Raw genomic sequence first — 14,205 nt, 5'->3', positions numbered from 1 at the left:
ACTATTTGCTCCCTGTCTTTGGACGACGTTTTACGAAATCGTACGCAATACTGGCAACGACACACAAAATCGTGATCACGATAAAGGTCATTGCAATCGAGGAATGGAAAAAAATCCCCACACTGCCATTACTGGTTAACAACGCCTGACGTAAGCTTTGCTCAAGGGGCTTACCCAATATCAAACCAATCAATAAAGGCGGTAAGGGAAAACCACTGCGACGCAATATAAACCCAACAAAACCCGCTCCTAACATCACCCACACATCGGTCAAACTGTTGTTCACAGAAAAGGCCCCCAGTAACGCCAGTATGATCACGCTTGGGAACAAATGACGTGGCTGAATGCGAATAACGTGTACCGCGACTTTAAACAGTAACAAACCGAATAAAATGGTAGGGATAGAAGATAAAATTAAGGCTTCAAATATGGCATACACTTCGACGCCATAGTCACGGAACAAAAATGGCCCAGGTGCAAGACCTTGTAACATAAAAGCCCCAAGAATTACCGCCGTCACTGCATCCCCTGGAATCCCTAATGCTAAAGTGGGGATTAATGCACCGCCCGTCACCGCGTTATTCGCCGCCTCCGGTGCCGCCACGCCTTCATCGGCGCCACGGCCAAAGGTCTCAGGCTTACGAGAACGAGAGCGAGCCAAGCTATAACTCATAAACGCCGGCACAGTGGAACCAATGCCAGGGAGAATCCCCACGAAGGTACCAATCAAAGACGACCATAATAAGGTGACACGCATACGCCACATGTCAACGAACCCCAGCTTGCTTGGTAATAATTCGGGAATCTCAGCCTTCTGCGCATCGGAATGTTTGCTCTTAAAAAGCTGTAAAAACACTTCCGACATGGCAAACAAACCGACCAAAACAGGGATCAGCTGCAAACCGTTTTCCATGGCGAAACTACCAAACGTGAAGCGAGGGGTGCCTTCTATGGGATCCAAACCAATAATGCCTGCAAAAATCCCCAATAACGCCATGATCGCGGCATCCAAACGCACACCACCGCCGAATAAGATGATGACTGTTAGGGCAAACACCATCAAAGTCGCCATTTCTGCAGGGCCGAAATCCAGCGCCATGGATGCCAGCGGCTGCGCTAACATCATCAGCACTAAACAGCTAAAAATATTACCCGCCACACTGGCGAAAAGTGCAATCCGTAAGGCTCGGCCCCCTTCTCCTCGGCGCGCCATAGCATAGCCATCTATCGCCGTTGCCGCAGAAGATGGCGTGCCCGGAACATTCAATAAAATAGCGGAAATCGATCCCCCAAAAATCGCACCTTGATACACCCCTAAAAGCAGGGTAATGGCAGGAATTGGCGCCATCGAAAAGGTAACGGGAATCAACAAAGCAATCGCCATTGTTGGCCCAAGGCCGGGAATGGCACCGATGATAATTCCAATCACAATGCCAGCCACTGCAGCGATAAGTACCCAGATATTCATCAGGGCATGAAAAGCATCCAAAAGCATTAAAAAGTCCCCACGTTGATCATCAAGGAAGCGGTATATTGAGGCCCTTGTGGGCACCCAATGAAACCAATGCCGCAACCAGTAGTGGCAGCCCTAAACAGAAAATAAGCTTACGCTCCCCTAACGCCAATGCCGTTACCGCTGCGGCAAAAAAGGCACCAGCAAGGAAGCCGATCGTTGGCATAAATCGTAACGCCAGTATCATAGCGATAACGACTAGGAAAACGCGGAACCAACTGCGTGGGCTTCCTATCGGCGTTTGCTGTTTACCGCGGCTAACAAGCAAGCGCAGCGCAGCACTGATGACAATCAGCCAAAGGATGATGCGAGGAAAAAAGCGCGCATCGAAGACAGAACTGCCAAAGCTATAAACTTCCACCTGAGCGTCAAGCACCCATAAACCCAAAGAAGCAAACACAACTAATAAAAGACACGTTAGTGTTGCCATACCAAAGTGTCTTTTGGTGATTTCATGCTGATTCATTAGTGATGACTCAACCTTTTAGCAACTTGACGATAATTCGCTAAATTGCGTTTGATGACCTGCTCCAACTCTTTGCCTGTCATATAGCGCACAGGCTGGTTCAATTTTGTCATGAATTGCTTAAATTCAGCGGACTTCACCACTTGCGTAAAGACCTTAGTCAACTTGTTGACGATGGCTTTATTGGTTCCTGCAGGAGCTAATAGACCAACCACAGATGGAAACTCTACGTCATAGCCTGCTTCTTTAAGTGTTGGGACATTTTTGAAATCAGGATCTCGACTACCATCCAACACAGCCAGCAAAGATAATTGCCCACCGTTTACTAGGTCTCGATAAGCTGGCACCAGTGCAACATCCACATGCCCCCCTAATAAAGCAGCTGTTGCTGACGCCGCACCATTAAATGGAACGTTGCGTAATTTTGCCCCGGTTTTAAGAGCAACCGATTCGAAAGATAAGTGTGGGCCACCCATAGCGCCCGCAGTGGCGAAGCTAATGGTTTTGCCCGATTTTGCGGCATCAATCAGCTCTTTCAAAGTGTGATATGGACTGCCCGCTTTCACTAACACGCCATGGTAAGGGCCAGAGTAGTTCAGTAAAGGAATGAAATCTTTAACCGGATCGTAGCCCACTGGCCGAACCGCTGGTGTCACAAATAATGGCGACGACGTGCTAGCAATTAATGTATAACCATCTGGCTTAGCTCGAGCAACCATACGCATTGCATTGGTACCGCTACCGCCGGGATGGTTTTCTACAACGACAGGCTGCCCCAATAAAGGCTCAGCCATTGACGCTAATTTGCGGGCAGAAATATCTGTGGTGCCACCAGCTCCATAGGGAACAACAATGGTCACAGGGCGAGTAGGGAAATCTTGCGCCAACGAGGTTAATGAGGTCAAACTCAAGACGCTCGCTACGGCAATGTGTTTCAAGCACTTTATATTTAAGCACTTTAGATTAAATAGATTCATTTTTATTATCCTGCATTCGCTATGTTATTTTTATTCACGCTTTCATCCGTGCAAGATTGGACTGCAAGGGTGGGATTTGTGATTATCAACGAATATAATCAATCAATTCCAATCGTTATTTTTTTATGATTCATAAATATGACTGATCAATTAGATTTACGAGACTTACTCTACTTTCAAACCATTGCCACTTTAGGTCATGTGGGAAAAGCGGCGGACCAACTGCATCGTACCCAACCCGCATTGACAGGCTGCATCCGTCGTATAGAGCGCACATTAGGAACCGCCGTTTTTGAGAAAGATGGGCGCAATATTCGTTTAACGCCTGCTGGTGAACTTTTGTTGGTCAGAGCGAAAAATATTCTCAGTAATGCCCAGGACATCATTAGAGAAATACGCGATTACGACAAAGGTCTTTCAGGGCATATTCGGCTTGGCGTGGTGCCGACCGCCGCACATCACCTACTTCTACCAATGACGCGCATCCTGACAAAAGACTTTCCCGATGTGCAGCTAAAAACCGTTATTGGCCAAACTGACCTTCTCTACGATCTACTCAATAAGCGCGAGTTAGACCTAGTAATCGGATTAAGTACAAGATTGGAAGAAGAATTCGAAGCCGTGCCTTTCTATCAAGACACCATGGTGGTTGTGGCGAACAGCGAACACCAGATTTTTAACGAAGCCATCAGCTTAAAAAAACTGCTCGATTATAAATGGGTTCTTGCGCCCACTTCCGTCGTCAGTAGACAATGGCTAGATCGAGCGTTTGAACTACAAGGTTTGACCAAACCCGATGTACAAATTGAAACCAACTTACTGCTTATGATCCCTTCCATGATCATGCAAACAGAGTTGCTAAGCTTTATTTCGCGACGCAACTTAGAAGCAGACGATGCGCAATCTACCACTAAACAGCTGAAAGAAGTGCCCGTTGAAGAGTTCAGAATGAAGCGACATTACAATGTTATCAATGTTAAAAAAGGCTATTTACCCCCTGTCGCCAGACGTTTACGCGAAATTCTGATCAAAGAAGGACGTAATATTTTTGAGAGTGGAAAAGCAAACTAAAGCAGTAAGTGACAAAAACCAGGCCCTTTCGCCTTTGAAAGAGCCTGACCGAATTATCGTTTTGTAATCACTTAGCCTTGATAGCCTGAGTACATAGGATGTCCACTGATGCCTAACGCGTCATCGAACGTGACTTTTAGAATGCTTCCTGTGTCCGACTCGGTAATAAAGAGGGTGCGCAGCCCTTCGCCACCAAACGCACAGTTGGTGGTGCCCAAGCCTTTGGGAGAACGGATCACCGCAATCGGTTGGCCAAGTGCGTCGTATACCCAGACTAAGCCCATGCCTGTTTGACAGACAACAACGCCATTTTGCGCCGTTAGAGCCAAGCCATCTGGACCAGCGCGACCACCATTGTATTGCAAGAAAAGCCCTGCCTTATTCACGCGACCACTTTGCGACAATGGCAAGCGCCACACGGCATTGGCGCGAGTCACTGCAAGATAAAGCACATGACTGTTTACATCCAACACCAAGCCATTTGGACTGGGCACCTTATCTATCAGGCAAGTTAGCACACCACTGTCTGGCTGCCAGCGGTAAACGCGTCCGGTTGGGTCTTGTAGACCCGTTTGCCCTTGATCGGTGAAATACAAAGCACCGTCCGACCCAAAGTGCAGATCATTACAGCCTTTGAAACCTTCCGAGTCGCAATCTTTCAATGCCGCTTCAACTTGGCCCGTTTGCGGATCCATCACCATAATGCCGTTCTGGAAATCCGCAATAAAAATGCGTCCATCTTGATGGATTTTTAAGCCATTGGGTTGACCATTGTATTCAGCCACTTGGCGTACCTTACCCGTCGGATCAGCACATAAAATGCGTCCAAACGGAATATCGACAAACCATAAATTGCCGTCTTTATCAAAAGAGGGTCCTTCGATAAAGCTATCAACCGCAACGCCCCGTTTATTTCGTTCAGCCCAGTAAGAACTGACATTCGGGCGGCGTAATTCATCAGGTAAAGAAGTGAATACTTCAGCATCTAACACAACAGGTTCTTTTGGAGGGTAAGTCATAGCATCAACTCATAGTCAAAGACGGTAAATACAAGGCAATTTGAGGAAACTCAATCAGTAAGAACAAGAAAGCAACGATGGCAATAAAGAAAGGCAAGGTGCCAAGCACGACATCTTCAACTTTGGCTTTTTCTGACGAACTGGCCACCACAAACAAAATCACGCCAAGTGGTGGTGTTAACTGACCAAGCTCCACCAAGATCACCACAAATACACCGAACCAAATCAGATCGATATGGAGCGCATTCAAAGCAGGGAAAATGATAGGCACAATAATGGCGATCATTCCTAAGCCTTCCATAAAACAGCCCAGAATGGCGAACACCACCATTACAATCAACAAGAAAACAAAGCGTGATACATTAGCGTCTTGCAAATAAGAGACTAACGTCTGTCCGACTTCCGACAAAGTCGTCGCGTAGGCAAAAATCATCGATGTGAAGACAATAAACAAGATATTGCCACTCATCTTAATGGTTCTAGCAATGGCGTTGCTCATCAGTTGTTTTGATAAACGGCCATAAATACCAGCAATCAGCATGGCCCCCACAACACCGACCGCACCCGCTTCAGTTGGTGTGGCGATCCCGCCGTAAATACTACCCAGTACAATACCGATGAGCAGTAAGAACGGTAATATGTCTAAACCTGCTTTACATAGCTCATTGAGCGTTAACTTGGTGTTGTCTACTGGCACCAGATTGGGCTGTAATTTGCAGCGAATAACAATTAAGGTAATGTAAAACAACGCAAGTACGACACCCGGCAACATCCCAGCTGAAAATAATTGCGCGATGGAGGTATCGGTAAAGGTTGAGTAGATAATCATAGTGATCGACGGAGGAATCAAAATGCCGAGCGTACCACCTGCGGCAAGCGACCCCGCGACCAAGCGAATGTTATAACCACGAGCCGCCAACTCAGGCAAGGCCACGGTCGACATAGCGGCTGCAGTTGGTGCACTGCCACCGGAAATCGCTGCAAAGATACCACTGCCCGCAATATTGGTATGTAACAATCCTCCCGGTAAGCGGCGCACAAAAGGCGAAACGCCGTTATAAAGCCGCGAACTTAATCCTGACCCCAACAAAATCTCCGCCATGAGAATAAACAACGGAATGGCCGCCAGGGTAAAACTGTTGGCAGAGCCCCAACTGACGAGGCCAAGCGCGCGCCAGCCGTGGAATCCTTGTAAGGCAAACAAGTAGACTAATCCAGCACTTGCCACCGCAAACTGAACCCACATGCCGCCCATAATCAGGCCGACTAAAAGACCAAAAATTAAAATGCCTTCCATTCTTAGCTGCCTTCTGTGTGACGAAAAATGTTAAGGATGTGCTCGATAAGAAAGAGCCCAATCACTGAAAAGCCAATGGGCATAACCAATTGTGGAATCCATAAAGGCGTTTTTAACACCGTCGGAGCAAACTTACCCCGGATAAAGGAGCTATCGACCAGCAGGCTTGTCTTCCAGATAAAAACCAGGCAAATCGCCAATCCAATCAGAGCAAAGAGCACACGTAAAATACGGCGTAATGACGAAGGAAAGGCATCGAAAATGACCTGTACCTTAAATAAAGAATCCGAGCGAACCGCTAGCGCTGCCCCAAAAAGCGTAATCGCAACGACCAAATAACCCGTTACTTCTTCGACAAAACCAAGGGAGGTACCGAAAACCGAACGTAAAAACACTTCCAGCACCACCAAGGAAACCAACACAACAAGCACACTATGAGCTAAAAACGTCACCACGGCAGCAAGCCAGTTGAAAAAAACATCAACAGGCTTGGTTGCACGGGTTACCGACTTTTCGGTATACATATTACTTACCTATCGCCTTTAGAACGATGTTCAATGCTTTGGTATATTCTGGACCATTTTCTTTCGCCCATTGTTTCCAGTATGGGCGCATCAGCTTACGGGCCTTCTTCAGATCGGCTTCTTTTGGCATATGAATAGCCATACCTTTCTTCTGCTGCAATTCCATCTGAGTTTTTTCGTCCACCAAGAAATCCGCTGTTATTTTTGGGCCTTCATCCGCCACTACTTTACGCAGAACAGACTGATCTTTTGCACTTAAACTATCAAAAGAATCCGTGTTGGCGATAATCATTGAATTGCCGTAGTTCACTGGGAAACGGTAGTTGCTGGATAGGAATTCGCTCCAATTTTTCGCACCACCAGCGCTGGCAGTTAATACACCATCGATCACACCGCGTTCCAATGCCGTTGGCACTTCACTACCCGATAAAGTAATGGGCAAGCCACCAAAAGCTTTCACGAAGTAACCTTGTTCAGGTGAGGTAACACGAATTTTTTTACCTTTTATATCGCTGAGCTTCGTCATGGGGAAGGTTGTGAAGAAAACTTGTTGCGGGTAGCGATACCCCCCTAATAGCACCACACCTTGTTTATCAAATGCTTTTTTAAGAATCGGTGTGATGGCTTTATAGGCTTTCTGCCATTCCGCATTATTTTCAATCAACATGGGCAGGTTCAGTACGCGCGCAATAGGCACGCTACCGGAAAAGAAAAAATCTGCCGCAAAATCCACATAACCTTCACCCACTGCTTGAGTAATATCAGAGGACTTAATTTGCAGCGTTTTCCCAAGGTGAAGCTGGATATTCAAATCGCCATCCGTTTCTTTCTTCACACGCTCGGTAATACGCTCCATCCCTTTCACCGCCGCCGTCGTTGGAACGGAAGAATAGGTATAGCCAGTCCAAGTGGTTGCTTGAGCGGATAAAGAACAAGCACACAACACAGTCGCTAATAATGTTTTGATTTTCATAATGATATCCATAGCATTTCGTTTATTGTTATTAAGTAAGATTGCTGCTCCTGAGACAATCTTCTAAAAAAAGAGAATGCAGACCTGTAGATGATAACCAGTCTACATTCTCAACCCTCACATCATGCGGATTGCTGACGACGAGATTTGCTTAAGCGACGTTTGATCATTGGCCCAACAATCACGGCAATGGTCAAAGCCACTAGCACCAAACTCGTTTTATTGGCAAACAACGCACTCCAGTGACCTTGGCCAATTAGTAGCGTTAATCGTAAGTTTTCTTCGGCAAAGCCACCCAGAATCAGCCCTAACACCACTGGCGGTAATGGAAATTCAAACTTATCCATGACATAGCCAATCAAGCCGAAACCAAACATTAAATACACATCAAACATTCGTTCGTTAATCGAGTAAACGCCGATAAACATCAGCACAATGATAATGGCGCCTAGTACTGGTCGAGGCAATTTCAAAAGGTGCGCAAAGGTGTTCGTTGCTAAAGCACCACCCAAGAAAATCAATAAGATAGCACCAAATAGGAACTGCCACATAAAACCAAAAACGATATTAGCATTATCACGGAACAGCATGGGACCGGGCTGTAATCCATGGATCAAAAGACCACCCAGCATTACCGCCGCTACCGCCGTTCCAGGGATTCCCAAAGTCAGTGCGGGAATCAAGGCGGATGCCGTATCTGCATTGTTTGCCGTCTCCGACGCCGCGACGCCTTCAGGCTCTCCATTACCCCAGTCTTCAGGGTTCTTACTGGCTCGACGCGCCTCGTTATAGGACATAAACGCCGCCATCGAACCACCCGCTCCCGGCAAAATGCCGATCAAGATACCAATTACAGAAGAACGAAGCCAGGTTTTCCAAAAGCCAAACATCTTGGGCAGGTTGCGTAATATGGATTCTGTTTTTAGCGCTTTACCAAGACCTTTCGCCTCCAGTGGCGTTTCCAGTAAATCGATAACGGGTGGCATAGCATAAAGACCCACCAACAAAATGACCATATTGATGCCATCCAACAGTTCGAGGTGGCCAAACGTAAAACGATCTTCACTGGTAATCGGATCGGCACCGACAATCGACACCAAAACACCGAAACAGGCGCTAATCAAACCTTTGATTGGGCTGTCGCCGAGCAAGAAAACAATGCTGCATAAGCCAAATACGGCAATCCAAAACACTTCAGCTGGACCAAATAACAAGGTGACTTTTGCCAAAGGCGGAGCTAGCAACATCAAGGCCAATGCACTGGCGATACCACCAAATGCAGAGGAAATCACCGCGACTTGCAAGGCAAAGCCGCCCTTGCCATTTTGTGCCATTGGATAACCATCAAAGGTGGTGGCAACTGCAGCAGGCGTGCCCGGAATGCGTAGTAAGACCGCCGGAATCGCACCACCATACATGGCGCCGTTATAAATTCCCGCCATTAAACCAAGTGCCACCAATGGGTGTAAACCAAAAGTAAATGGAATCAGCACCGAAATGGCCATGGTTGCACTTAAGCCTGGCATAGCCCCAACAGCAATCCCCGACAACACCCCAATAACAATTGCCAAGAAGTTGGTTAAGTTCAGAACATCTGGCAAAGAAGATAACAAATCAGTGTACATAGATAATCACTCTCACCAAATTGAACCCGTTGGAAAGCCTTTCGACATGGCTAAGCTAAAGACCACGTAAATCACGGCGACCACGATGACATCCGCCGCAATCAGCACTTTTACATTACGACAACCGAAGCAGTACGCGCACGTAGGCAGGAAAACGGCCGTCGATAAGTAGAAGCCCAGATAGTCCACGCTCAACATGAAGAGGAAAATGGATACCATGGCACCGACAACACGGTTGGGTGAGTTGATTTTGCTTTTACTAGGAGCTTTCTCCGTGCGCGCTTTTCTCAGCTCTTGGATCGCTAAGATCACCGTAAGCACCATCATGGCCACCAGCATAAACACTGGCAGCATGGCGGCTTTTTGACTCAATTTGGTCGCAGGAAAAAGAAGTGCAGCAGACGCTACAAACAAACATAATGAAATGATGATCGTCGGCCGAAACAATGAGATTGAGTTATTATTATTCATCATATGCCACTTAAAAATGAGTGAGATTTGGTGCGAGAAAACTCGCACCGCTTCGTTTTATTTCCAGGGAGTGGTTTCCCAGACCTTCTTCGCAAGATCGTAGACCACACCATTTAGTTGTCTAAAATCTTTCCCAATAGAAGGTTCAACTGGATTTGCTGTTGCTTTCATTTTGGCCAACATATCTGGATCGCTCGCCGCTCTTCTAAAAGCCATCAAGAGTTTTTCTTTCACGTCTTTCGGCAAATGGGCTGGTGCAACAAAGCCCCTCATGGCGGCATTAGTGAAATCAATCCCTTGCTCTTTAAAGGTTGGAACATTTGGCGCAAAAATAGAGCGTTTATCCTGCGCCACCCCGATCACATTCAACTCACCTTTAAAGGCCGCAATTTCCGACACGTTTAAAACGCCAGCCGCCACATGACCACCTAGAATCGCGGTACGTGCGGCGGAGGAGCCTTTGAAAGGAATGATAGTGTATTTGGTGTGCGTCATGTCTTCAAACTTAGTCAGAGCTAAGTGATCGTCCCCCCCCAAACTGGACATACCCACCGTGATGGAGCCAGGCGCCTTTTTCGCAGCGGCGATGAACTGTTTTAACGTTGTAATGCCCGTTTTTTTCGCGGTAACGAAAACATTTGGGTCACTGACAATGTTCGCCAAATAGGTAAAACTGTTCGCATTGTAATCCGCCTTACGGTCTAACGTACGCGCCATCATGCCTGGAAGGTTATAGGTCCCCAGCGTATAACCATCGGGTTTAGCGTGGGCAACTTCCGTGATACCAATTTGCCCACTGGCTCCAGGTACGTTTTTAATAACAATACTGGCACCGTTGCCTAGGTATTTTTCTAGGTAAGGGGCAACATTTCTTGCCATTACATCTGTACCACCGCCAGCAGAAAAACCAACAATCAAAGTGATCGGCTTGTCTGGATATTCAGCGAATGCAACACTTGTCGTTAGTAATAAAGCACCTGCAAGCGCAACTTTTTTCTTATAATTAAACATGCGTCTTCTCCTGTGACCTACTTTTATTAGGGACATCCCCTTGCGCCGACACCATATTGAAAAATATTTCCCAACATGGTGATGAACGACGGTAACAACCAAACCAAAGTCATGAGTGATTGCTAATTTGGTAACTTACAACCTTTCGCTAATAACGCCGCGTCCACCCAACTACGATCGTTGGTACGGTTTTTGATGGCTGCCATTTGTGTGACTTCTTTGTCTTGTTTTTCTAGCGTACTTTTTAGAATCTCTTCTGCGTGATCCAGCGGCACGGCCAATACCCCATCACAATCGCCGATCACGATGTCACCCGGCTCAATAATCATGCCATCGATACTCACTGGCACATTGATTTCCCCTGGGCCATCTTTGTACGGACCACGGTGATTCACCCCCGCTGCGAAGGTCGGCAAATTCGTTTCGACAAATGCATCAAGGTCGCGAATCGCACCATTCAAGACAAAACCCGCCACACCACGGTTTACCGCATGCGCCAGCATTAACTCGCCCATCAACGCATTGTTTAGATCGCCCCCCGCATCCACGACAATGACATCACCAGGTTCTGCCATATCGATCGCTTTATGTAGCATTAGGTTGTCCCCTGGGCGGGATTTCACCGTAATGGCAACCCCAATCAAAGCGCCAGAAGCGTGCATTGGTCGAAGGCGTGGGCCAGCGGAAAATACACGACTCATAGAGTCCGATACGTTTGCAACAGGAAGCCCTGTAAACGCCTTAATCAATTCTGCTGATGCTTTGCGCTTACGTTCTAAAATCTGAAAACCAATACCCATGACTTACTCTCCTTCCAATACAAACTGTGTTTGATCTGCTAACAATTGACGGTTGATAATGCGATGTGCTGGCAGCTTCTCTTGTTCAGCAATAGCAACGATGCCTGTCGCCGCGTCTTCGCTAACCCGCGTGCTGCCTTCTTTGGTCACACCACCGATGTGGGGCGTCACGACAATCGCATTTTCTTTAAGATAGGGATGATCAGCAGGTGGCGGCTCAACAGCGAAAGTATCTAAGCCTGCCCCGGCTAAATGACCGGATTGGATGGCCGCAACTAACGCCTCTTCGTCAATTAATCCACCACGAGCGGTATTCACGATATAACTGCCCTCAGGCATCTTGGCGATATTTTCGGCATTGATAATGGCGCGGGTTTGCTCTGTTAACGGACAATGCAAACTCAATACATGGCTGTTTGCTAACAGCTCATCAATGCTGTTGCAGCGTGTGACGTCATGCTTTGCAAACATGGCATCACTGGCATAAGGGTCATAAGCAAACAGGGTCAAACCGAAGCCTTTCGCCATACGAGCAGTCGCTTGCGCAATCGCTCCCATACCAAATAAGCCCATGCTTTTACCCGCAAGCTCTACACCAGAAAAGTTTGGTTTTTCCCAAAGACCAGCACGTAATCCCTGATCAAGGGGCAATACACGCTTCACTGCTGATAACATTAGGGCAATGGCGTGTTCCGCAACGGAAATGGCATTGGCACCTGAGGCCACAACGACGGGAATATTGCGTTCAGCAGCCGCGGCGATATCGATGTTATCGACACCGACACCATGTTTGGCAATGACTTTGAGATAAGGAAGGCCTGCGTCAAGAGTTTGCGCATCCAATCGACCCATTCGAGAAATGATGCCAACCGCTTTGGTCTCGCGTAGCAAGTTAGCGATTATTTCACTGTCCGCATAAGGCGGCGTGTGAATGGCGGTAAATCCTTTTTCGTCAAGAAATTTAGTGGCACTAGGCGCAAGGCTTGGGCCAGTAACTAGAATATTTTTTGTAGTCATATTGTTCTTATCATTATTTGTTAAAACACACCTTGTTGGCGACAATCCAATAAGGTTCAACGGATGACATGGATAACCACTAACTACCCTGTCGTATTGATAGGAAATAGACTACGAGATAGATTTTCTTTATGATAGCGAATTATATTTTACATTATATAAAGGAATTCTTTACAAAATGGACACGAGACAACTTAAATCATTGGTTGCAATCAAGAAATTCGGCACATTTGCGCAAGCTGCAACACAGGTTAATCTCACCCCAGCGGCCGTAGGACAACAAATTGCAGCATTAGAACAAGAGCTAGGCACCGAGTTGTTTGACCGTTCGACACGACCACCGACCTTCACCGTGCAAGGTCTGCAAGTGGTCGACATGGCTTGGCAAATTTTGCGTTTAGAAGAAGAAACCAAGCTCTCGCTTAAAGGCGATTTGATTTCTGGTACCTTATTAATCGGTTCCGTTCGCTCCAGCTCCATCAATTTGCTCCCGCAAGCTATGATTAAGATGAAGTCCAAATATCCAGAACTGAAAACCAGCTTGCGTATCGGTTTCTCATCTAACTTGGTTTACGACGTGTCGGCAGGACACTTAGATGCTGCCGTGATCGCTGAGCATGTCAGTATTCCTCAAAATCTCATATGGCAGCCTTTTTTAGACGAACCTTTGTGGATTGTCGCGCCTGAAAATTCCACGCTCACCTCACCAGAAGAAATGCTCAGAACTCAGCCCTTTATTCGCTTTAAAAGCGCCGTGCCGTTAGCCAATCTGATCGATACAGAGCTTTCAAAACAAGGGGTTAAAACCAATGATGTAGCAGAAATGGACACTATCAGTGCACTCATGACTTGTGTGCGAAATGGCCTTGGCATCTCGGTGGTGCCGCATATTTCCATACTCGAGCCAGAACTCACTCACTTGAAAAAATTGCCCTTTGGAGAACCTCAGCTCACTCGAAAAATCGGCATAGTGCAACGTATAAACAATCCAAGAAAAGCCATCATTGAAGAGCTACATAACTACATAGCACACCAATGTGGCAGCTATGGTATTTTTTCAAAATAAAGAAAAAGGATGGAGATATTGATAAAAATGCTCCCCCGAGGAGCGGCGAATTCTTTAGATTCATTAGCAATAAACGTTGACCAGTACAGCATGTTGAAAGGCCCGTCCCCACTTTATATTTTCAAAAACACCAGCAGTACCTCTGCGCTATCTTTTATTTCAATTAATTGAAATATATAGATTTTATTTGATAGATACCGCTTATCGATTGGTTGTTAATATCGATTGGAACCTGTTATAAGAATACGTTATCTTTCTCTCAAAGACGGTTTCTGTACCCCTTCTTTTCAGCGCCTTTTCTTCATTTCGCATGCCTAGCAACCATACGGTTTTATTAAAAAGCGATGGCTTGGTTATTGCGCTGTACAGAGATGG

General features: G+C 46.6%; 14 protein-coding genes. 2 read left to right on the top strand and 12 right to left on the bottom strand.

All coding sequences use genetic code 11. From position 1 onward, the window contains the following. Window position 1 precedes the first annotated feature (1 nt). The 3 genes from AC0VYG_RS03630 to AC0VYG_RS03620 are packed head-to-tail and all read right to left on the bottom strand — an operon-like array spanning window position 2 to window position 2,956. Window positions 2–1,495 carry a tripartite tricarboxylate transporter permease gene (locus AC0VYG_RS03630; protein ID WP_475430991.1) on the bottom strand — a complete coding sequence of 498 codons (1,494 nt, stop codon included), beginning with the start codon at window positions 1,493–1,495 and terminating at the stop codon, window positions 2–4. 22 nt (window positions 1,496–1,517) lie between these two features. Continuing rightward, entirely contained in the window at window positions 1,518–1,943 is a 426-nt protein-coding gene (locus AC0VYG_RS03625; RefSeq protein WP_475430990.1) for a tripartite tricarboxylate transporter TctB family protein, read from the bottom strand. 35 nt (window positions 1,944–1,978) lie between these two features. Then, complete coding sequence (locus AC0VYG_RS03620; protein ID WP_475430989.1) at window positions 1,979–2,956, bottom strand: Bug family tripartite tricarboxylate transporter substrate binding protein; 978 nt, start codon at window positions 2,954–2,956, stop codon at window positions 1,979–1,981. Between the two features lie 138 nt (window positions 2,957–3,094). On the opposite strand from AC0VYG_RS03620, the gene AC0VYG_RS03615 reads away from it, so the two are divergent. Beyond that, the gene (locus tag AC0VYG_RS03615) at window positions 3,095–4,027 is read left to right on the top strand and encodes a LysR family transcriptional regulator (RefSeq protein WP_475430988.1); all 933 of its coding nucleotides are present in this window, start codon (window positions 3,095–3,097) and stop codon (window positions 4,025–4,027) included. 71 nt (window positions 4,028–4,098) lie between these two features. Here the strand turns inward: AC0VYG_RS03615 and AC0VYG_RS03610 are convergent, their stop codons facing one another. From AC0VYG_RS03610 to AC0VYG_RS03570, 9 genes are all read right to left on the bottom strand, one after another. Then, window positions 4,099–5,046 carry an SMP-30/gluconolactonase/LRE family protein gene (locus tag AC0VYG_RS03610; protein WP_475430987.1) on the bottom strand — a complete coding sequence of 316 codons (948 nt, stop codon included), beginning with the start codon at window positions 5,044–5,046 and terminating at the stop codon, window positions 4,099–4,101. A 4-nt stretch (window positions 5,047–5,050) separates the two neighbouring features. Then, a complete protein-coding gene (locus AC0VYG_RS03605; protein ID WP_475430986.1) occupies window positions 5,051–6,343 on the bottom strand; it encodes a TRAP transporter large permease in 1,293 nt (430 codons plus the stop codon). Between the two features lie 2 nt (window positions 6,344–6,345). Next, entirely contained in the window at window positions 6,346–6,867 is a 522-nt protein-coding gene (locus AC0VYG_RS03600; RefSeq protein WP_475430985.1) for a TRAP transporter small permease, read from the bottom strand. Window position 6,868: 1 nt separating this feature from the next. Next, entirely contained in the window at window positions 6,869–7,840 is a 972-nt protein-coding gene (dctP, locus tag AC0VYG_RS03595) for a TRAP transporter substrate-binding protein DctP (RefSeq protein WP_475430984.1), read from the bottom strand. Between the two features lie 122 nt (window positions 7,841–7,962). Further along, complete coding sequence (locus AC0VYG_RS03590) at window positions 7,963–9,465, bottom strand: tripartite tricarboxylate transporter permease (protein WP_475430983.1); 1,503 nt, start codon at window positions 9,463–9,465, stop codon at window positions 7,963–7,965. 12 nt (window positions 9,466–9,477) lie between these two features. After that, complete coding sequence (locus AC0VYG_RS03585; protein ID WP_475430982.1) at window positions 9,478–9,939, bottom strand: tripartite tricarboxylate transporter TctB family protein; 462 nt, start codon at window positions 9,937–9,939, stop codon at window positions 9,478–9,480. Window positions 9,940–9,993: 54 nt separating this feature from the next. Further along, window positions 9,994–10,947 (bottom strand): Bug family tripartite tricarboxylate transporter substrate binding protein, encoded by a 954-nt coding sequence (locus AC0VYG_RS03580; protein ID WP_475430981.1) that lies wholly within the window; start codon window positions 10,945–10,947, stop codon window positions 9,994–9,996. A 122-nt stretch (window positions 10,948–11,069) separates the two neighbouring features. Continuing rightward, on the bottom strand, window positions 11,070–11,747 hold the full coding sequence (locus AC0VYG_RS03575) for an RraA family protein (protein WP_475430980.1): 678 nt from the start codon (window positions 11,745–11,747) through the stop codon (window positions 11,070–11,072). Window positions 11,748–11,750: 3 nt separating this feature from the next. Then, the gene (locus AC0VYG_RS03570; RefSeq protein WP_475430979.1) at window positions 11,751–12,764 is read right to left on the bottom strand and encodes a hydroxyacid dehydrogenase; all 1,014 of its coding nucleotides are present in this window, start codon (window positions 12,762–12,764) and stop codon (window positions 11,751–11,753) included. Window positions 12,765–12,942: 178 nt separating this feature from the next. Here AC0VYG_RS03570 and AC0VYG_RS03565 point away from each other — a divergent pair, with 178 nt between their 5' ends. Further along, the gene (locus AC0VYG_RS03565; RefSeq protein WP_475430977.1) at window positions 12,943–13,830 is read left to right on the top strand and encodes a LysR family transcriptional regulator; all 888 of its coding nucleotides are present in this window, start codon (window positions 12,943–12,945) and stop codon (window positions 13,828–13,830) included. Window positions 13,831–14,205 lie beyond the last annotated feature (375 nt).

This window comes from Marinomonas sp. 63XJN7_7_ISO-PGPR-S23-202 (assembly GCF_056173505.1).
This window is presented reverse-complemented; position numbering and strand designations above follow the sequence as displayed.